The sequence below is a fragment of the Rhodococcus sp. IEGM 1241 genome, assembly GCF_033142365.1.
Classification (GTDB): domain Bacteria; phylum Actinomycetota; class Actinomycetes; order Mycobacteriales; family Mycobacteriaceae; genus Rhodococcus_F; species Rhodococcus_F erythropolis.
Map to the genome: position 1 here is coordinate 1,048,751 of NZ_JAWLSE010000001.1, position 20,217 is coordinate 1,068,967.

Below are 20,217 nucleotides of genomic sequence, written 5' to 3' on the forward strand. Positions count from 1 at the left end.
CTCAGTTCTCCCGAATTGTGGATCGTGGGTCGATGAGAGCGAGCACCACGTCGACGATGAAATTGATGAGAAGGACGATGGCGCCGTAGATCACGACCAGTGTCTGGGCGAGCGGGTAGTCCTTCTCGGTGATGGACTTGACCAGCGCCATGCCCATACCGGGCCAGGCGAAGATGCTCTCGATGAGCACGGTGCCGGCAATCAGACCACCCAGGAGGAGTCCGGCGAGCGTCAGCGTCGACGTCATGAGGTTGGGCATTGCATGACGGAAGTAGATTCGTGCCACGGGCATTCGCTTGGCGCGCGCCGTACGGATGTAGTCCATGTCCAACACGCCGAGTGCCTCTGCACGGACGATGCGCGACATCGAGGCGATGGCACCGATCGACATGGCCGCGACCGGGAGGATGTAGCTTTCCGGTCCACCGCGGCCGGCGACGGGCAGAACAGGGAACGTGACGGCAAAGAGGTAGACCAGCGCCGTACCGAACATGAACTCGGGGATCACGGCGATGGTGCCTGACGTTGCGGTGTAACCGATCTCGACTCCGCGTCGTCGACCGTTGCGGGTCAGTGCAGCGAAGATGAGGCCGATCGGAATGCCCAGTAGCAGCACCGTGACGACTGTGAGTACAGCCAGTTCGAGTGTTGCAGGGAGGCGGGACGCGATCACCTCGAAGACCGGAGTCCTCAAGGTGATCGAGTCACCGGGATTCCCGCTCAGCAACCCGCCGACGAATCGGAAGTACTGCTGCCACAAGGGAAGGTCGTAACCGAGCTGAGACCTCGTTGTCTCGACCAGTTCGACCGGTGCGTTCATTCCCAGAGCCAACCGAACCGGGTCGCCCGGAATCAGTTGGAGCATCAGGAACGCCGCAGTCACCAGCGCCCAGAGTGAAATCACGAAGGTGCCGAAACGACGCAGAAGATATGCGGGCCAGCTGTCGGACTCGAGCCACTTTGCTCGAGCCTGAGGCGCCGCTTCTGGTTTCGCGGCTTCAATAGTTTGACTCATGGGCTGTCTTTCCGGAGGGCGGGAACAGATGCAGGGCGGGAAGAGATGCTGAGCGGGAAAACGACTTACTGGTAGAGACGCAACGCAGAACCGGTGAGCGTCTTACCGAATGAGAGTCCGGCCTTGTTGAAGTACACGTTCATGACGGAATCCGCGAAGGGCACGGCCGCGATCGTCTTGGTGAGCTCCGACTCGGCGTCGGCCCAAGCGTCACAAGCGTCGCTACCGGTCAGACCGGAAGCCTTGGTGGCTGCTGCTTCGTAGGCGGGGTTGCTGACCGATCCGAAATTCTTGCCTGCTGCGGGAACCGGCCCGGCAAAGTACGCGGTGAACGTGCTGGGCAGCGAGGAGTTGATCTGGACCCAGGCGATGTCCCAGGCAGAGTTGTCCTTGCCGCTCAGAATGACGTCGATGATCTTGTTCGAGTCACCACCGGTCACCTCGACGTTTGCGCCGAGTTCGGACCACGCCGACTGAGCAAGTTCGGCCGCCGCGTTGCGCGGATCGTCGGTGCCGTCGTACACGAGGCGGAGATTGAGCGGCTTGCCATCCTTGCTTCGCTTGCCGTCAGCGCCGGCAGTCCAACCAGCGCCGTCCAGTGTTGCCTTTGCAGCTGTGAGGTCGAAGTCCGGAATGTTGCCTGCGACAGAGTCGTAGACACAGGCGCGCGGTTCGACGGCGACGAGACTGGTTGCCCGGACCCCGTTTCCGGCGGTGATGACCTGAGTGAGGTCGTCGAGATTGACCGCTTGGATCAGCGCCTTGCGCACTGCCGGATCACTGGTGGGGTTGCTGGCGATCTGGTTGAAGTACATCTGGCCTGCGGGCACCGGCCGGCCAACCGAGTCCAGATTGGCTGCCGCGACGCGGTCCTTGTCCGGCCCGGCGATCGGAGCTGCATTGAGTTCACCCGAGAGAAGCTGATTTGCGGCGGTGCTCACGTTCGGTGCCATGGCGGCGATGACCGTCTTGGGGACGCCGGGGGTATCGGAAGCGGTGCCGTCGGGGCCCCAGTTGTAGCCATCACGTCGCTGGAACGTGTAGTGGTCGTTGGCGGCGACTTCGGTGACTTCGAACATGCCGGTGCCGAGCGACTTCTTGTTCGATGCTGTCGGATCTTTCAGCCCGGCCTCGCACAGGATCGGCAGTCGACCGACGTTGAGAAGCAGGAACGGGCTCGGCGCCGCAGTGGTCACCGTGACGGTGCGCGCTGCCGGATCGGCGGTTGCTGTGGCACCGGTCGGAACGGAGGACCCGCGCAACTGTGAACCGTTGTCCGGATTGGCCACGAAGTTGATGTTGTCCGCGACGGTCTGGGAAGTCAGCGTCGATCCGTCGGTACAGGTCACCCCGTCACGGATGGTGAAGGACGCCGAGGTCGGGGTCTCTTCCCACTTCTCCGCCAACCACGGTCCGACTTCGCTGGTATCGGGATCCTGGTAGATCAGGTAGTCGTAGGCCAAACGAGACAACTCGGCGGTTGCCTGAGAGGCCGACATGATCGGGTTGAGTGCGCCCGGATCGGCCTGCAGGGCGAAACGGAAGGTCCCGTCCGTGGCCGGTTCACCGCCACTGGCGCCCGAGGACGTGCCTCCCGAGCCACAAGCAGACAACACAAGCGTGAGCCCTGCGGCTGCCGCAAGTGTTGGATAGGAGCGGTGTTTCATGGTGCCTCCGGGATGGAGCTGGGGCCCGAGCGAAAAACGTGAGGGCGCGATTGAGTGTTGACTGCTAAATCTTGGCGCATGACGTGACGCGCATCTCTGTCGATCCTCACGAAAATCGGGTCGATTTTCGTCCGCTCCCACGAAAACCGCCTGGATCGGTGAATACCTGTCCGTATACCGACAGCGACCGGCGAAACACGACGATTTCCCCGGTCGCTACCGGCGGTCTACTGGTACAGGCGCAGGGCCGAACCGATGAAATTGCGGCCGAATGCAAGACCCGCATTGTTGAAGTAGAGAGTCGTGATCTTGTCGGCAAAAGGTACCGCCGAGTTTGCTTTGATGATCTCGGACTCGGCGTCTGCCCAAGCGGCACAAGCGTCCTCGCCCGTCAGCCCGGAAGCCTTGGTGACGGCTGCGTCGTAGGCCGGGTTGGAGATCGACGCAAAATTCATTCCCGCAGCGGGCACAGGACCGGAGAGGAAGGGGACCAGCATGCTGGGCAGCGCGACGTTGATCGGCTCCCACACAACATCCCACGCCGTGTTGTCCTTGCCGCTGAGTGCTACATCGAGAATCTTGTTCGAGTCTCCACTGGTGAGTTCAATGGTGGCGCCCAGGTCGTTCCACGCGTTGACCGCGACGTCGGCGGCAGCATCGGTCGCGTCACCGAACGTCTCGTAGACCATCCGAATTCGGAGCGGTGTGCCGTCCTTGCTGCGCTTACCGTCCGCGCCGACCTTCCAGCCCGCAGACTCGAGAGTTGCTGCGGCTGCACTGGTATCGAAGTCCGGCAGGTTTCCGGCGACAGAGTCGTAGATGCAGGCCCGCGGTTCGATGGACACCATCGTGGTCGATCTGGTTCCGCGACCGGCCGTGAAGATCTCGGCGAGGTCGTCGAGATTGAGAGCCTGGACCAGAGCCTTGCGGACGGCAGGATCGCTCGTCGGATTACCGGGACTGTGGTTGAAGAACATCTCGCCCGCCGGAGCAGGCTGCTTGACGGTGTCCAGGTTCGCGGCGTTCATGCGATCCTGGTCGGGGCCGGAAACTGCTGCGGCATTCAGATCGCCGGACAACACCTGGTTGGCCGCTGTGCTGTTGTTCGTGATGATGGACGCGACGACATTCTTGGGTACTCCGGCCGTATCCGAGGTGGTGCCGTCCGGTCCCCAGTTGTAGCCGTCGCGCCGAACGTAGGAGTAATGATCGTTGGCGACTGCCTCTGTCATCTGGAACATGCCCGACCCGAAGGTCGTCTTGTTTGCCGCCGTCGGATCCTTCAACCCGGCCTCGCACATGATCGGTATTCGCGCCAGGTTGAGAAGCAGGAACGGAGAGGGCTCCGGAGTCGTGACCGTCACTGTCCGTGTCGCCGGGTCGGCGGTGGCGCTCGCAGTTGCCGGTGCGTACACCCCGCGGAGAGCAGATTTGTTTGCTGCGTTGGTGATGAAGTTGACGTTGTCGGCGACAGTCTGGGCAGTCAGAGCGGATCCGTCGGTACAGGTGACGCCGTCGCGAATGGTGAAGGACGCGGAAGTGGTTGTCTCTTCCCATTTCTCGGCGAGCCATGGCTTGGTGACACCGGTATCGGGATCCGGGTGGAGCAGATAGTCGTAGCTCAGACGCGCCAGCTGGTGCGCCGGCGATGCGGCCGTCATCAGCGGATTCAGAGCGCCGGGGTCGGCCACGAGAGCCAATTTGAAGGTGCCGTCCGTGACGGGTTCACCCCCACCCGAACCCGAACCCGACGAGCCACCCGATGAGCACGCGGTCAGGGCAAGAACGGTGCCAGTTGCCGCAGCCAGCAGTGCGTAGGACCGTTGTTTCATGGTGCCTCCGGAAGGTGTAGTCCCGCCCGAGTGACGCGAGGTCTGTCGGGTCAGGAGCAAAAAACGATTGCTTGAATCCTCACTCAACAAAAGGAGGAGAACATCGTCCGGATTTACGAATGTTTCGTGAGACTTGGTAGATCGCTACAACGCTGTCGGATAGAAGAGACGAAGCTGGAGCATCAGGCTGAATCGAGTTTCCGGATCATCGAGATCGATTCCGGCAATCCCGGCAAGCTTCTTGAGGCGGTATCGAAACGTGTTGACGTGGATGTGAACCAACGACGCAGCCGCCGGAATGTCGCCGAACGTGTCGAGCCAGGCTCGAAGGGTGTCCACGAGGTTGATGTCGTGAGTGCGGTCGTACTCACGCAGTACCGCGAGCGGACCCGACGCGGTCTCGTTCTCGTCCGCCAGGGCGTCGGAGAGGCGCAGAAGTAGGGAATTGATCTGCACGTCGTCGGCGCGCGCGACGGTCCGGCCCGAGGAATTCCACGTCGACCTCAGAACGCGAAGCGCTCGGTCGGCTTCGTCGCGTGACTTCTCCAGCGTCATCACGTCGGCCACTGTCGCACCGATTCCGATGACCACCGACTTTTCCGAACGGGAACGGTCTGCAAACTCCGACGCGATCCGACGCACGTAGTCGTCGTCGGTCTGGTGCCGGGTGTGTGGGATGACGGCGTAGACGGTGCCGCCGATCGCTGCCGCCACCGACAACGGAAATACTTGGTCGAGATAGGTATTGAGTGTCAGGGCCAGTTGATCGACGTCGGCTTCGGCCTCAAACGATGCGCCGGCGCCGCTACGGAAGCCGGCCGCAAGTACGTTTGCTTTCGAGCGGCCGTAGCCCAGTCGCTCGGCCGCTTCCTTGGCCGAAGTGCCGCCACTCAGTAGCGTGATCACCTCGCCCAACCTCAGCCGTCGTGCGGAATCGGCGGCCAGCTTGGCGCGAAGCAAGCTCATCGCGGCTACGCCCGCCGCCTCGACGAGCGTTTTGACCTGCAATTCGTTCGGCTCCTCGTCCAAGATCACCCAGATCGAACCGAGGATCTGTGATGCCGCATGTATTCGCATGCCGACCCGGGGCCTGATGCCCGGCCCGATACCCGGTAGAAATACCGGCAGGGTAGAGCCGTAGATCTTGTTGAAGTACCCCATTGACCTGAGCCGGTCGGAATAGTGCTGCGGCACTTGATGTCCGAGGACGCTCTGCTTACGTGCCTCGTCACCGAAGGCTTGATCCGCCGAAAACGCGAGGATCCGGCTCGACTGATTCTCGATGGTGACCGGGCCGTTCAATACCTGAGCGATCGAGTTGGCAAGATCGAACAGGTCGGCGTCGGCGGCGGACGTGCGGTCCCCGTTGTTGCCGGATTCGAGGATCTCGTTGATCAGCGACGCACTTTGCAGCCAGCTTGCATCCTTGACCATTCCCAGTAGTGCGATATCGGCTTCGGCGACCGCCCGTGCGACGCTTTCGTCGACGGCCAATGGCTCCCTGACGATCAGCGCGACGGCTCCGGCCGAACCGTATTCTTTTACTGCAGTGGCAATGTCGGCCGACTCGGCCAGTCCTGCGCCGAGCACGACGGCGCCCGCACTGCCTTGCGTGACTCCGGACCCTTCGTGCAGGGTCACTCGGCTGACAGTGCGGGCGTCGTCGACGGTGTCGCCTCCGCTGAGGAACGTCATTCCCAGTCTGTCGACGATGTCGACGATCGAAACTCCCGTTGGTGTGGTCACCACCACACCTTAGGGGGAGCAGGATCGATCAGTCGGCTGGTTGCCCTGCTCAGTTGGCCGGCTGCTCGGCTACAGCTTTCTCGACGAACCGGCGGGTCTGATCGAACGCCGCGGGCACCTGGACGGAATTGGTCATGTCACTGATCTCGGACCACCGTTCGGCGACGACCTCAGGGGAGAGTGCGCCTTCGGGGATGTACACGCCCTGCGACTCTTCCATGCGAGCGATCGCGAAGACACCGGCACCGGCGCTGAGGATGGTTTTGGTCGGTGCGTCATCGGAGACCATGAACAGTGCGCCGGGTGAAATCGATTCGGGTGCAAGCAGAGCGAGAGTCTTCTCGTCGAGGAGGTCTTCGGTCATGCGGGTCGCGGCGGTCGGGGCCAGCGAGTTGACGCGGATGCCCTTGCGTTCGCCCTCGATGGCGAGAACGTTCATCAGGCCGACGACGCCGGACTTCGCGGCGCCGTAGTTTGCCTGGCCGAAGTTGCCGTAAATTCCCGACGCCGACGTGGTCATGAGGATGCGTCCGTAGTTCTGTTCGACCATGTGCGGCCAGACTGCCTTGGAACAGATGACGGAACCCATCAGATGCACGTCGATGACTTTGCGGAAGTCGTCGAGCTCGGCCTTGATGAACGACTTGTCGCGCAGGATTCCGGCGTTGTTGATCAGGATGTCCACGCGGCCCCACTTGTCCACCGCCGTCGCGACCATGGCGGCGACGGCGTCGACGTCGGTGATGTCGCAGTGGTCCGCGATGGCCTCGCCACCCAGCTCGACGATTTCCGCCACTACCTTCGCTGCTGCGGTATCAGCGCCGCCACTGCCGTTGACCGAGCCACCCATGTCGTTGACGACGACGCGTGCGCCGCGTGCGGCGAGGGCCAATGCATGTGAACGGCCGAGTCCGCCGCCTGCGCCTGTGATGATCGCTACCTTGCCGGAAAAATCCAACGACATTGGAAAACCTCTCTGATCTGGGATACTACTCAGTATTACTATGCGATAGCGTGGAAACAGTCAAGGGCCGGCAGGCAGTGCGAATGGGAGTGGAAGTCGAATGAGTAGTGATCTTCCGGACGTGCGATCCGCGATCATCACCAGCGCCGCCGACGCCTTTGCCGAAGACGGTTACGCGGCCACGACCATGGATTTGCTGGCCGATCGAATCGGGGCCACCAAAGGTCTTGTCTACTACCACTTTCGTTCGAAGTTCGACATCTACCTGGCAATCTACGAGCGCGGGATGAGCCTGCTCCGCGCGGAGGTCGAGTCTCGGATCGACGGGCCAGACAGCGGCCTCGCGCGTCTCGAAGCGATGTCGCACGCCCACCTGGTCAATCTCATGACACATCTCGGGTACCACCACACGATCCACCAAGGTGTCCGGGGCCAGATGAACTCCGCGCTCAAGCCGAGGCAACAGCAAGTCCTCGTGGAACTGAATTCGCTGCGACTCGACTACGAGAATCTGTTCGTCGACGTGATGACCGAAGGTGTCGCGGATGGTTCCATTCGTGCGAGCTCGCCGCGAATGGCGGCAAAAATACTCCTCAGCAGTCTCAACGGCATCGACCTCTGGTACCGAAGGCGTGAAGGGCAGACTTTGGCGGAGACGGAGTCGTTGGCGGACCAGATCGTCGAACTCTTGATCGGCGGATTGCGCGCTGCGAACTGACTGAAAGCTGCATTCGTCGAGCGGGTTTCCTCCGACCGGTTCGTGCTGTCCTGCGGCTTGTCGTTCGGTTTGTCCCGCTCTGACAGTCGGGGTAGCATGTTGGCGTCGTGCGCGGACTTGCGTAGGAATTCAGGGAAGAGGAGGTGTGGCTGTAATGCGTGGCCAACCTCCGAGTACCAACTGAAGCTGTAGCCGCCCGGGTTGTTCCGGTATTTTGCTGCAGCTTCATCGTGTGTTCATCGGCTTCGGCTTTGCTGTGAAGCAAGCGTCGTCGTTCACTCTTCCCTCGAAAGCTGTTCAGCATGCGCGAATTTCGTCGTTCACGGTCGGTACTGCCACGTCGTTCCGCGGGTCTCGGTGACTCACATCCCGGGCACTCGCGTGCCGCACGCACCGTCGTCAAGGCTGCCCCGCCCGAGGCGGTGGCGCCCGTCGAATCGACCGTCGTCAACAGTGGCGTGTACCGCGACGGCGAGCGGATAGCGTCGCCGTCCACGCTGGCGGAAGCACTGTCATGCCTTCCGGATTCGCAGTCGATGGCGTGGATCGGCATGTACCGGCCCGACGACGCCCAGTTGTATGCCGCTGCACAACATTTCGACCTCCACGAACTGGCGGTCGAGGATGCGATTGTCGCGCACCAGCGCCCCAAGCTCGAGCGCTACGGCAAGACACTGTTCGTGGTCCTGCGTGCTGCGCGGTACCGCGACGAGACCGAGCGGGTCGAATTCGGCGAGTTGCACATCTTCTGTGGTCCGAACTTCATTCTGACCGTCCGTCACAGTGAATCGCCGGATCTCTCGGCGGTGCGGACTCGCATGGAGAACGATCCTGACCTGTTGCGGTTGGGTACCGAGGCCGTTCTCTACGCCATTCTCGACGCAGTCGTCGACGGGTACGCCCCGGTGGTGGCCGGCCTGCAGAACGACATCGACGAGATCGAAACCGAAGTGTTCAGTGGCGATCCCGGAGTTTCGCGTCGCATCTACGAACTGACCCGTGAGGTGATCGAATTCCAGCGGGCGACGCGTCCGCTGCTGGGAATGCTGCGTGGGTTGTCGGCGGGGTTCGACAAGTACCACACGGACGAGGAACTCCAGCGTTACCTCCGCGACGTCACCGACCATGCGACGACTGTGGTGGAGCGGGCCGACGGCTTTCGTCAGTTGCTCGGAAACATCCTCACGGTGAACGCAACTCTGGTGTCGCAGAACCAGAACGAGGAGATGCGCAATCTGACGCAGGCGAGCTACGCGCAGAACGAGGAGATCAAGAAGGTCTCGGCGTGGGCGGCAATTCTCTTCGCGCCGACGCTTATCGGAACCGTGTACGGAATGAACTTCGACGACATGCCGGAACTGCACTGGCACTTGGGCTATCCGTTTGCGCTCTCGATGATGTTCTTGACGTGTGGAAGTCTCTACACGATCTTCAAACGTCGGGGCTGGTTGTAGAAAGCGCTGGTTGTAGAAGGCACTGGCTGTAGAAAGCGCTGTGCGCCTTGCCAACCGAGATCGGTTGGCAAGGCGCACAGGTGTTTTTCGGGAGGGCGCTCGAATCAGAGCGTTGCGACGCAGACCGTGAACTTACGTTCCGGGTGCTCGAATCCCGAGTCTGCCCCCGAACCGCATTCGTCGATCGACGTGGAGTTCTGCAGGATTTCGACGACCTCGACTACATTGGTGCCGCTGGTATCCGAGCATTCGATGCGGGCGGGCTCGTCCATTCCGCTGCCGAGGTCCATGCATCCGCCGACTACCCAGTCGACGTCGAGACAGACAGCGCCCTGCTCGTCACCCGCGAGGGTCTCGTAGTAGTACGAGTCGACATCGGAGGCACACTGATCAGAGGTGGGAACCTTGGCGACCACCTTGTAGTTGGAATCCTTGCTACCGCAGTCCGCGTTGTCGATTTCCGCGGCCGTCGTGGTACCGCCGAGCTTGACGCAATCACCGATCGACACGTCGATGTCGACGTCGCCGCCGTCGTCCGAACCCTCCTGGCCGGTGATCTTCGAGGTGGTCGGGGCTGCGGACGTAGTGGTCGAATCGGCAACCGAGGAAGATGATTCCGCAATGGCTTTCGGCTCGATGTCGGAACCGCAACCGACGGTGAAGGCGGCGATTGCAGAAGTTGCGATCACCGCAGTGCAAAGTCGCCGGACGATTCCGGACATAAGGACCCCTTTGTTGATTCTTGGATAATTCTGTTGGTTCGTAGATTGTTCGGGACCTATTCCAATACATCGGTAGTCGAATTGCCAACCGGACTGTCAGTATGGGTAGGTGGAGCTACCCCTGATGCCGCCGCTTGCCCCGATGCTCGCGAAGGCTGCGGCCACTGTGCCGCCTCAGCCCGAGTCCGGTGACCCGACGTGGTCGTACGAGCCGAAATGGGACGGATTTCGAGCAATCATCTTTCGTGACGGTGACGAAGTGGTGCTCGGGTCGCGAGGAGGAAAGGACTTGGCGCGGTACTTTCCCGAGGCGGTGGAAGCCGTCAAGTCTGAATTGCCCGAAAAATGTGTGGTGGACGGAGAACTGGTGGTTCCCCGTGAGATCGACGGTGTGACGCGCCTGAGTTGGGAAGCGCTCTCCGAGCGGATTCACCCCGCCGCGAGCCGCGTCGCATTGTTGTCGGAACAGACGCCCGCGCAATTTGTCGGGTTCGATTTACTGGCGCTCGGGGATCGCGACGTCTCGATCGAGGACTTCGGTGTGCGACGTGCGTTGCTCCTCGATTGCGTCGGTGGCGGGCCGAGTTGCCACGTCACGGCAGCGACGGCCGACAGCGCCGAAGCAATGGCCTGGTTCGAAACCTTCGAAGGCGCGGGCCTCGATGGGGTTGTCGCCAAGAAGCTGGCGGGACCGTACCTGCCGAACAAACGCGAGATGATCAAGGTGAAACACGCCAGGACCGCGGATGTCGTACTGCTGGGCTACCGTCCACACAAGAGCCAGCCGGGTATCGGGTCGATGCTTCTGGGTCTGTTCGACGGTTCCGAATTGAAGATGATCGGTGGCGCTTCGGCTTTCACCGCGGCGCGGCGGATCGAGTTGTTGGCCGAACTCGAACCTTTGCGCCTCGGGGACGACGTTGTGGCAGAGGGAGAGGCCAGCCGGTGGAGATCGGCCGCAGACCGCTCCTGGATTCCGCTTCGTCCTGAGCGGGTGCTGGAAGTGGCGTACGACCAGATGGAAGGGGAACGCTTTCGGCACGCCGCACGGTTCCTGCGCTGGCGTCCGGACAGGGTGCCCGACGAATGCACTTTCGATCAGTTGGAGGTTCCGGTGCGATACGACTTCGCGGATGTTCTTGCAGGTGGTAAGTGATGGCGAGTCCCGCAGAGGAACTGGACGTCGACGGGATCGCGGTCCGGTTGTCGAGCCCGGACAAGATCTACTATCCGCAGTTGGGTGAGGACGGCGGAACCAAACGGCATCTTGTCGAGTACTACCGAACGGTGGCGCTGCAGGGTGCAGCGTTGCGGGCGCTCCAAGATCGGCCAACGCATCTTCAGCGATTCCCCGACGGCATCGAGGGCGAAGAGGTTTACCAGAAGCGGCTGCCGGCAAAGCGGCCCGAGCACGTCGAATCCTGCGAGGTCACGTTCCCGTCGGGTCGCAAGGCTGACGTCCTTCGAGTGCGAAGTGCTGCGAACATCGTGTGGGCCGCCAATCTCGGGACTGTCACGTTTCATCCCTGGGCCGTGCGGTGCCCGGACACCGACCACCCCGACGAACTCCGCATCGATCTCGATCCGCAACCGGGGACCGGGTTCGACGAGGCCGTTGCCATCGCGGACGAGGTCCTTCGCCCTCTGCTCGCCGAGTTGGGATTGGAAGGATTTCCCAAGACGTCCGGTGGCCGAGGCCTTCACGTCTACATCCCGCTCGAGGCGCGCTGGGATTTTGTCGAGGTCCGCCACGCGGGTATCGCCCTCGCCCGTGAAGTCGAACGGCGTAGTGCCGATCGCGCCACAACCGCGTGGTGGAAGGAAGAGCGGGGTGAACGGATCTTCATCGACTTCAATCAGAATGCCCGAGACCGGACGATCGCGGCGGCGTATTCGGCTCGTAAGACGCCGATCGCAACTGTGTCCACGCCGGTGACCTGGGACGAACTGCGGGACGTGCATCCAGACGACTGCACCATCGCCACGGTTCCCGGCTTGCTCGCCGATCGTGGTGATCCGATGGAAGCGATGCACGACAAGGCCTTTGCCCTCGACGTTCTGTTGGAGATGTGGGAGAAGGATCTGGTGGCGGGACTTGGCGATCTGCCGTACCCGCCGAACTATCCCAAAATGCCCGGTGAACCCAAACGAGTTCAACCGAGCAAGGACCGCGATCGGAAGAACAAAGACGGGTAGCGTCAGAGGCGGACATATCGGGTAATTCGATTAGACGTCGAATGTACGGTCACGTCGAATGCACTGTGGGGGTTGGATATGGATCGCCGGAAAATGCGAGCAGCAGGCTTAGCGGCGGGTGGCGTGATTCTTGCCGCCTTCGGATTGTCACTCGGTAGCGGAACAGCGTCGGCCGCGACGCTGGATTGTTCGGCGCGCGGCCAAGATCAGACGATCGTCGACGGGTCATCCGCATGCCGAGCGGTGGCAGATCCCTCCAGTTACGCGATTTCACACGTGGAGGGCGATGGCGTCGGCGTCGCCGATTCGCGAGACGGTGGCCGGTCGGCGGGCGTCGGACTCTTCGGCGGCGTTGCTGCAGCGGAGTCGCGCGGTGGGCTGCTTGCCGCCGTTGCGTACGGCCCGGGTTCGCTCGCACTCGGTCGCACAGACTCCTCACCCTTTGCCGTGGTGCTCAGCGGACCTGGCGGCAGAGCGGCGGTGGGTGACGCGGACGTCGGGGCGATCTGCTCGGGTGGTCCCACCCTTGTTTTCAACCTTGCCACAGGTCAGGGATGTGTCAGCGACGGCACTTCGACGTGGGTCACCCCGTGAGTGCACCCCGGTCCTGAGCCTCTTGCGTGACAGTGGTCACAATGGTGTCAAGCTCCTGCCACCGATCCGGTGACCGGACAACTTGAATCAGCGGGGATCGGAGGACGCGATGGCTCCCAATGCACGACGGGGTTCGCTCGCCCGGGTGGAGGTGCCTTCGCGCACCGAGCTGTATGTGGACCGGCGATTCCTTCCCTTGGCCGACCGCTTCTTCGCGATGTATCGCCAACCGCAACAAGGCGGCGGCGCGCTGGTCGTGTACCTGGGCGGCGAGAAAGTTCTCGACATCTGGGCCGGCAATGCCGACCGCGACAGGCGCTGGGACCACGACACGGTGTCGCTTTCCTTCTCGACCGGCAAGGGCGTGGCCAGCACCGTCGTTCATCGACTCGCCGAACGCGGGCTGATCGACTACGACGCTCCGGTTGCTCAGTACTGGCCCGAATTCTCAGGGGCCGGCAAGGACAAGATCACCGTCCGGGAACTGATGTCACATCGCGCGGGCCTTCACCGCGTTCGCGGCCTGATGCCGCATCCCCTCGACCTGATGGACTACGACGCGGTCGTTGCCGCCCTGGCTGCCGAGAAGCCGGATCCGCGTCGGCTTCGAGGCCCCGGCTATCACGCTGTGACCTACGGCTGGTTGGTAGCCGAACTTGTGGCCAGGGTGTCCGGTCAGCCGTTCATCGACGTCGTACAAGCGGAGATAGCGAAGCCCCTCGGAGTCGACGAATTCTGGTACCGCGTACCCGAAACCGAGCGTCCACGGATCGCGAAGCTGTTCCCACATATCAACCCTGCCGGCTTGAACTGGGCCTTCGCGTCGACCGTGCTCTCACACGTCGGTCCGACTCGCGGACTCGCGGAGGCCGCGATGCCGGACGGTTTCGACGTCATGGTGCGCAACCCGGCTGTCCATGACGCCGTCATGCCGGGCTGGAACGGAGTGTTCAGCGCGCGTGCTCTCGCGAAGATGTACGGCGCCATCGCTAACGGCGGCGTGATCGACGGGAAGCGGTTCCTGAAGGAATCGACCATCGACCAGATGTCGACCATCCAGACTCGCGATCGGGATTACGTGCTGGCGGTGCGGCCCAACTGGACTCTCGGTTACCACCCGCCGATCATTGCCGCGCGGCGGCAGCCGCGGAATGCGATAGGCCACTACGGAGTCGGCGGTTCAGGCGCGTATGCGGACCTGTCCAGCGGACTCTCGCTCGGTTTCACCACCAACAGGTTGGGTAGTGCTGTGACAGCTCTCGGTGATCTTCGCCTTGCGAGGCTCGGCGCCGAGGCGCAGGAGTTGGTTCGTCGAATCTGACACGAAGGGAATGCCATGAGCAGCAACGTGTACCGGGTGACCGAGATCGTCGGCTCGTCCACCGAGAGCAGTGACGCGGCAATTCGCACCGCCATCGCCCGGGCGAACGAGACGGTGCGCAACCTCGAATGGTTCGAGGTGGTGGAAACTCGCGGCCACATCGAGAACGGCGCCGTAGCGCATTTCCAGGTCACGTTGAAGGTCGGCTTCCGGCTCGACGGCGACGAATCCTGAACCGTTCTTCATGAGTGTTGATCTCACGGCAGCCGTCGGGTTCATGGCGGGACATGCCAGGACTCTCGATCGGCATCGGCTGAATTTGATTCTCGGACAGGGTGACCGGGCCGCGGCTTGTGCGGCCGTGGACGGTTATCGCAACCCGGACGGTGGGTACGGCTGGGGACTCGAACCGGATCTTCGCTCGGCAACCAGCCAACCTGGCGGAGCGCTGCATGCCTTCGAAGCCTTTGCCGACATCGGAACGCCGACGCCCAGAGCGGTCGAACTGTGCGACTGGTTGCAGACCAATTCGCTGGCAGGCGGCGGTTTGCCCTTCGCCTTCCCGATTGCCGACCCAGCCGGGTGTGCGCCCTTCTGGGTGAGCGCGGACCCGTCGGCGCCGTCGTTGCAGATCACCAGCATCGTGTGTGCTGCAGCGGCTCGCGTTGCCGAATTCGACGAGGCCGTCGCCGAACATCCGTGGTTCGCCTCTGCCGTTCGATATTGCCTCGACGCGATCGACGGGGCCGATTCTCTGCATGCCCTCGAGCTCGCCTTTGCCTTGCAGTTTCTCGACGCGGTTCACCGGAACAGTCCCGAAGCGTCGTCGTTGGTGAGCACTCTTGGTTCGCGTATCCCGGCTGACGGCTTGGTTCACGTGGACGGGGGAGCCGAGGGCGAATTCATGCGGCCCCTCGATTTCTCACCGCTTCCTGGCGGTCCGACCCGCGCGTTGTTCGATGCAGCGGTGATCGACTCCGAACTGTCCGCGCTCGCTGCACGGCAACACGACGACGGCGGTTGGGCGGTGGATTTCGACAGCTATTCGCCCGCCGCGGCGTTGGAATGGCGAGGTCACGCCACCGTGCAGGCGGTATGGCTGCTGAAGCGCAATGGGGTGATCTGAAAACGATTCTCGCGCCAAATTGGAACACGTTATAGTCTGGGAATCAGTTCGTGCTTCGTGTTTCAGGGATAGGGGAATGTCATGGCGTATGTGATCACGCAGCCGTGCTGCAACGACGCCTCGTGTGTTGACGTGTGTCCGGTCAATTGCATTCACCCGACACCGGACGAAGCTCCGTTCGCGACCACCGAAATGCTCTACATCGATCCCGACACCTGCATCGATTGTGGTGCGTGTGTGGACGAGTGCCCGGTCGAGGCGATCTTCCCGGACAACGAACTCGACGAGGACGACGCGCCGTACCTGCAGATGAACGCGTCGTACTTCGAGAAGCATCCGATGGGCCCGGATTGGCCCGAGCCGATCACGATGGCCAAGATCGATCCCGAACTGGGAACGCTGAAAGTGGCGATCATCGGCTCCGGCCCCGCAGCCTGCTATGCGGCGATGGAACTGACCGGCAAGCCTCGCGTCGAGGTCGACATGTTCGATCGGCTTCCCACTCCCTACGGATTGGTGCGCGCCGGCGTGGCTCCGGATCATCCCGGAACCAAAGGCGTCACCGACCAGTTCCGCGCCGTGGTCGCGAAAAAGACCGTGCGCTGCCACTTCAACGTCGAGGTGGGTACCCATATCTCGCATTCGGAACTCTTGGACCATCACCACGCAGTGATCTACGCGGTCGGCGCTGCCGGGGATCGCAAGCTCGAGATCCCGGGCGAGGAACTGCCGGGAAGTCACGCTGCCACCGAGTTCGTCGCCTGGTACAACGGCCACCCGGGATATGCCGATCGGACTTTCGATCTGTCCGGCGAGCGAGCGGTGATCGTCGGAAACGGCAACGTCGCACTCGACGTCGCACGCATCCTGGTGACCGACCCTGACCAGCTGGCGAAGACGGACCTCGCCGAGCACGCATTGGAAGCGCTGCGTAACAGCAAGATTCGTGAGGTCGTCATTCTCGGCCGTCGCGGGCCGGCGCAGGCCGCGTACACCAATCCCGAACTGTTGGCCCTCGGACAGATGGCGAACGTGGACGTAGTCGTCGACCCGATCGAAGCCGAACTCGACGAGGCCAGTCAGGCGTTCGTGGACAGTGATGCCGCGGAGCCGTCCGTGCTGCTCAAGGTCAAGCAGGCGCAGGAATTTGCTTCCCGTACCGCAGATCCTTCCCGCAAGCGGATCGTTCTCCGGTTCCTCACCTCGCCCGTCGAGATCCTCGGTGACGGTGCAGTCTCACAGGTGCGGATCGTGAAAAACGAGTTGGTGGCAACGCCGACCGGTCAGCTCTCCGCCCGGCCTACCGAAACCGAGGAGACGATCGACACCTCGCTGGTGCTTCGGTCGGTCGGATACCGCGGTACACCGATGGCCGACTTGCCCTTCGACGACGCTCGCGGCGTGATCCCCAACGAGAACGGTCGCGTGATCGACACCGACACCGGCACGCCGATCCCGGGTGTCTACGTCGCGGGTTGGATCAAGCGCGGACCGACCGGCGTGATCGGCACCAACAAGTACTGCTCCGCCGAGACCGTGTCGATGATCTTCGACGACTTCGCTGGTGGGCGCCTCGCCACGCCGACCGAAGACGCTGACAAGTTGCAGGTTCTGCTGGCAGATCGGTCGCCGGATCAGGTGGACTACCAAGGTTGGCAGCGGATCGACAAGGCAGAACGAGCATCCGGTGCCGCCGCCGGTAGACCGCGAACCAAACTCATCTCCATCGAATCGATGTTGGCGGCTGCTCGCAGCGAGGGATAGCAACGTTTGGGCGAACATCCGAATTGCTCGATTGCCGCATTTGTGTGTTAATGACTATGGAAATGTGCGGTTTGCTCTCTTTGGCGTGCTCGGGCGTGTAGGTGTGCGCCCGGCGGGCGCGTCCGGATGGTGCATCGGCATCGGTACCAGGCGGGTATCGATGCCGGCCGCGCAAAATCCACGTGAGTACGTGGTCATTCGAGCGAAGGTAGTGACATGGGCAGCAAACAGGGTCGTCGGACGTCACGGGTTGCCGTGGCAATCGTCGGAGCGGTGGCTGCCGGCCTGGCTCTCGCCGGACCTTCCGCGGCCGTTCCTCTCTTCCCCGGTGGACCGGACATTCCATTGCCCGTCATTCCCGGCGTTCCGTACCTCGATCCGGCGATTCCGGTTCCGGGCATCCCGGGTACACCGATTCAGGCTCCCATCGGCGCTCCCAACTTCTCCGCGCCGTCGCTCAACCCGTCGGCGGGTGAGACAGTCGGCATCGCGCAGCCGATCATCATTCGTTTCAACGAGGCAGTCGGCGACCGTGCCACGGCCGAGCGCGCGATTCGCGTGACCACCGATCCTCCGGTCGATGGCAGCTTCTACTGGATCAACGACAGCCAGGTCCGTTGGAAGCCGGCACAGTTCTGGCCGGCGAACATCTCCGTGACCGTCGACGCCGGTGATTCGCACTCCACGTTCAACATCGGTGACGCACTCGTCACCGTCGCGGACGACAACACCAAGCAGGTCACCGTCACCCGCAACGGTGAGGTCGTGCGCACCATGCCGACGTCGTTCGGCAAGCCGGGGCACGAAACACCGAACGGCACGTACATCGTCGGCGAGCAGCTGCGCGACATGTACATGGATTCGTCCACGTACGGCGTTCCGATCGATTCTCCCGAGGGTTACCGCACCTACGTCGAGTACGCGACACGAATTTCCTACAGTGGCATCTTCGTCCATGCCGCTCCGTGGTCGGTAGCGCAACAAGGTTTCACCAACGTCAGCCACGGCTGCCTCAATGTCAGCACCGAGGACGCCAAGTGGTTCTTCGAGAACGCAGGCAAGGGTGACCCGGTGATCGTGCAGAACACCGCAGGTGGAGTCCTCAGCGGCGCCGACGGATTGGGTGACTGGAACCGCTAGACATCGACGAGGAAGGCCCTGCGCGAGAAGTATTCGCGCAGGGCCTTTTTCGTGTCGCGTTCAGCTCGAGTGTCTTGTACGTTCACCATTCATTCGTTGCGAGCGGTCAGACTGCCTCAGTGAGATCGAGTCCGGAAAGAACGCTGCCCACATCAGGCAAGCCAGGTCTGTGGGGCAGACCATGGCGTGATTACGCGCTCTTTGCGCTCTTGGTAGGTCCCAATCTCGCGTTGCTGATCTTGTTCACCTATCGCCCGCTGGTGGACAACATCCGACTTTCGTTCTTCGACTGGAACATTGCGGACCCGAAGGCGACGTTCATCGGGCTGAGCAACTACCGCGAGTGGTTCGGACGAAGCGACACCTGGCAGATCGTCACCAACACAGTGGTATTCACATTGGTCACAGTGGTGGGTTCGATGGTCATCGGTCTGGCGTTGGCCATGCTGCTCGATCGCAAGCTCGTCGGGCGAAACCTGGTCCGGTCGGCGATCTTCGCGCCGTTCGTGATCTCCGGTGCAGCGATCGGTGTCGCGTTTCAGTTCGTCTTCGACCCCAACTTCGGTCTGATCCAGGATCTCCTGCACCGCGTCGGACTCCAATCGCCCGACTTCTATCAGGACCCCCACTGGGCGCTGTTCATGGTGACGGTGACATACATGTGGAAGAACCTCGGCTACACGTTTGTCATCTACCTCGCTGCGTTGCAAGGAGTTCGGCAAGAATTGAATGAAGCAGCCGAAATCGACGGCGCCAAGCCGTGGACCAAGTTCCGCCGGGTGCTCCTACCTCAGTTGCGCCCGACGACGTTCTTCCTCTCCATCACCGTCATGCTCAACTCGCTCCAGGTCTTCGACATCATCAACGTCATGACCCGTGGTGGCCCGCTGGGTACAGGGACGACGACGATGGTCTACCAGGTGTACAACGAGACATTCCGAAACTTCCGGGCGGGCTACGGCGCGACGGTTGCCACCATCATGTTCTTGATCCTGCTGATCATCACCGTCTACCAGGTTCGTGCCATGGATCGGGGAGAAGAGAAATGACAGCGGTAGAGGAAAAGAAAAGCGCTGCTCCGACTTCCGTCGTCCGGCCCGGGCCGGAACGCGAGAACGTGGACCGGCGTGAGGTCGGTGTGAAGATCCTCGGCTACGCGGCAATGGTGATCGCCTTGATCATCATCGTCCTGCCGCTCTACTGGATCGTGATGACCTCGTTCAAGGAGCGTCCGGAGATCTACACGCAGCCGGCGACGTGGTGGCCGTTGTCGCTGCATCCCGAAAACTATTCCGAAGCAACGACATCGGTTCCGTTCTGGATGTTTCTGCGGAACTCGATAGTGATCACGGCGATACTGTCCGCGGCGAAGTTCGTTCTGGGGACTCTCAGCGCCTATGGGCTGGTGTTCCTGCGCTTCCCGGGGAAGAACTTCGTCTTTCTCGGAATCATCGCCGCATTGATGGTTCCGAACCAGATCACCGTGATCTCGAACTACGCGCTCGTGGCAGAGTGGGGCTGGCGTAACACGTTCCAGGGCATCATAGTTCCGCTTGCGGGTGTAGCCTTCGGTACGTTCCTCATGCGCAACCATTTTCTCTCGATACCTTCGGAGATCATCGAGGCAGCGCGGATGGACGGCGCCGGCCACTGGCGGCTTCTCTGGCGCGTGGTGCTCCCCGTTTCCGGGCCCACGATGGTGGCGTTCGGCATCATCACGGTGGTCAACGAATGGAACGAGTACCTGTGGCCGTTCCTCATGTCCGACGATTCCTCGGTGGCGCCGCTGCCGATCGGATTGACCCAACTGCAGAACAACGACGGACTCACCAACTGGGGGCCCGTCATGGCAGGAACGGTACTGACGATGCTACCGATCCTGGTGATTTTCCTTCTGCTGCAACGACACATGATCAAAGGCCTCACCTCCGGTGCGGTCAAGGGCTGACAGCTTTTCC

The 20,217-nt window shown here is 62.1% G+C and carries 18 protein-coding genes; 12 read left to right on the forward strand and 6 right to left on the reverse strand.

All coding sequences use genetic code 11. The features are described from left to right. Position 1: 1 nt before the first annotated feature. The 5 genes from R4P70_RS05035 to R4P70_RS05055 form a co-directional block, all read right to left on the reverse strand. Positions 2–1,015, reverse strand: coding sequence for an ABC transporter permease (locus tag R4P70_RS05035; protein WP_019745232.1), 1,014 nt, complete (start codon positions 1,013–1,015; stop codon positions 2–4). Positions 1,016–1,080: 65 nt separating this feature from the next. Next, on the reverse strand, positions 1,081–2,682 hold the full coding sequence (locus R4P70_RS05040; RefSeq protein ID WP_019745231.1) for an ABC transporter substrate-binding protein: 1,602 nt from the start codon (positions 2,680–2,682) through the stop codon (positions 1,081–1,083). A 227-nt stretch (positions 2,683–2,909) separates the two neighbouring features. Continuing rightward, complete coding sequence (locus R4P70_RS05045; protein ID WP_020970729.1) at positions 2,910–4,514, reverse strand: ABC transporter substrate-binding protein; 1,605 nt, start codon at positions 4,512–4,514, stop codon at positions 2,910–2,912. Positions 4,515–4,658: 144 nt separating this feature from the next. Continuing rightward, a complete protein-coding gene (locus tag R4P70_RS05050) occupies positions 4,659–6,260 on the reverse strand; it encodes a PucR family transcriptional regulator (RefSeq protein WP_097388127.1) in 1,602 nt (533 codons plus the stop codon). A gap of 49 nt (positions 6,261–6,309) precedes the next feature. After that, positions 6,310–7,224 carry an SDR family NAD(P)-dependent oxidoreductase gene (locus R4P70_RS05055; protein WP_019745228.1) on the reverse strand — a complete coding sequence of 305 codons (915 nt, stop codon included), beginning with the start codon at positions 7,222–7,224 and terminating at the stop codon, positions 6,310–6,312. A gap of 100 nt (positions 7,225–7,324) precedes the next feature. Between R4P70_RS05055 and R4P70_RS05060 the strand changes: the two genes are divergently transcribed. Both R4P70_RS05060 and R4P70_RS05065 read left to right on the forward strand, forming a co-directional pair. Next, positions 7,325–7,942, forward strand: a complete 618-nt coding sequence (locus R4P70_RS05060; RefSeq protein ID WP_317830479.1) for a TetR/AcrR family transcriptional regulator — start codon at positions 7,325–7,327, stop codon at positions 7,940–7,942. A gap of 302 nt (positions 7,943–8,244) precedes the next feature. Further along, positions 8,245–9,396 (forward strand): magnesium and cobalt transport protein CorA, encoded by a 1,152-nt coding sequence (locus R4P70_RS05065; protein WP_007731382.1) that lies wholly within the window; start codon positions 8,245–8,247, stop codon positions 9,394–9,396. Between the two features lie 104 nt (positions 9,397–9,500). On the opposite strand, the gene R4P70_RS05070 is transcribed toward R4P70_RS05065, so the two are convergent. Beyond that, on the reverse strand, positions 9,501–10,118 hold the full coding sequence (locus R4P70_RS05070) for a hypothetical protein (protein ID WP_019745226.1): 618 nt from the start codon (positions 10,116–10,118) through the stop codon (positions 9,501–9,503). A 109-nt stretch (positions 10,119–10,227) separates the two neighbouring features. Between R4P70_RS05070 and R4P70_RS05075 the strand changes: the two genes are divergently transcribed. The 10 genes from R4P70_RS05075 to R4P70_RS05120 all read left to right on the forward strand — a co-directional run bounded on the left by R4P70_RS05075 (position 10,228) and on the right by R4P70_RS05120 (position 20,207). Then, positions 10,228–11,274, forward strand: coding sequence for an ATP-dependent DNA ligase (locus R4P70_RS05075; protein ID WP_019745225.1), 1,047 nt, complete (start codon positions 10,228–10,230; stop codon positions 11,272–11,274). Continuing rightward, positions 11,274–12,314 carry a non-homologous end-joining DNA ligase gene (gene ligD, locus R4P70_RS05080; protein ID WP_042952883.1) on the forward strand — a complete coding sequence of 347 codons (1,041 nt, stop codon included), beginning with the start codon at positions 11,274–11,276 and terminating at the stop codon, positions 12,312–12,314. The genes R4P70_RS05075 and ligD overlap by 1 nt, the downstream gene beginning before the upstream one ends. Positions 12,315–12,392: 78 nt before the next feature. After that, a complete protein-coding gene (locus R4P70_RS05085) occupies positions 12,393–12,908 on the forward strand; it encodes a DUF6764 family protein (RefSeq protein ID WP_020970725.1) in 516 nt (171 codons plus the stop codon). Between the two features lie 109 nt (positions 12,909–13,017). Continuing rightward, positions 13,018–14,229 carry a serine hydrolase domain-containing protein gene (locus tag R4P70_RS05090; protein ID WP_047889667.1) on the forward strand — a complete coding sequence of 404 codons (1,212 nt, stop codon included), beginning with the start codon at positions 13,018–13,020 and terminating at the stop codon, positions 14,227–14,229. 15 nt (positions 14,230–14,244) lie between these two features. After that, the gene (locus R4P70_RS05095) at positions 14,245–14,463 is read left to right on the forward strand and encodes a dodecin (protein ID WP_003939815.1); all 219 of its coding nucleotides are present in this window, start codon (positions 14,245–14,247) and stop codon (positions 14,461–14,463) included. 10 nt (positions 14,464–14,473) lie between these two features. Further along, positions 14,474–15,355 carry a hypothetical protein gene (locus tag R4P70_RS05100; protein WP_092764358.1) on the forward strand — a complete coding sequence of 294 codons (882 nt, stop codon included), beginning with the start codon at positions 14,474–14,476 and terminating at the stop codon, positions 15,353–15,355. Positions 15,356–15,436: 81 nt separating this feature from the next. After that, positions 15,437–17,119 (forward strand): FAD-dependent oxidoreductase, encoded by a 1,683-nt coding sequence (locus R4P70_RS05105; protein ID WP_042952881.1) that lies wholly within the window; start codon positions 15,437–15,439, stop codon positions 17,117–17,119. Positions 17,120–17,335: 216 nt separating this feature from the next. Continuing rightward, positions 17,336–18,259, forward strand: a complete 924-nt coding sequence (locus tag R4P70_RS05110; protein WP_019745219.1) for an Ig-like domain-containing protein — start codon at positions 17,336–17,338, stop codon at positions 18,257–18,259. Between the two features lie 74 nt (positions 18,260–18,333). Continuing rightward, positions 18,334–19,308, forward strand: coding sequence for a carbohydrate ABC transporter permease (locus tag R4P70_RS05115; protein WP_019745218.1), 975 nt, complete (start codon positions 18,334–18,336; stop codon positions 19,306–19,308). After that, entirely contained in the window at positions 19,305–20,207 is a 903-nt protein-coding gene (locus tag R4P70_RS05120; RefSeq protein WP_317830480.1) for a carbohydrate ABC transporter permease, read from the forward strand. The genes R4P70_RS05115 and R4P70_RS05120 overlap by 4 nt, the downstream gene beginning before the upstream one ends. The last annotated feature ends 10 nt before the right edge of the window (positions 20,208–20,217 follow it).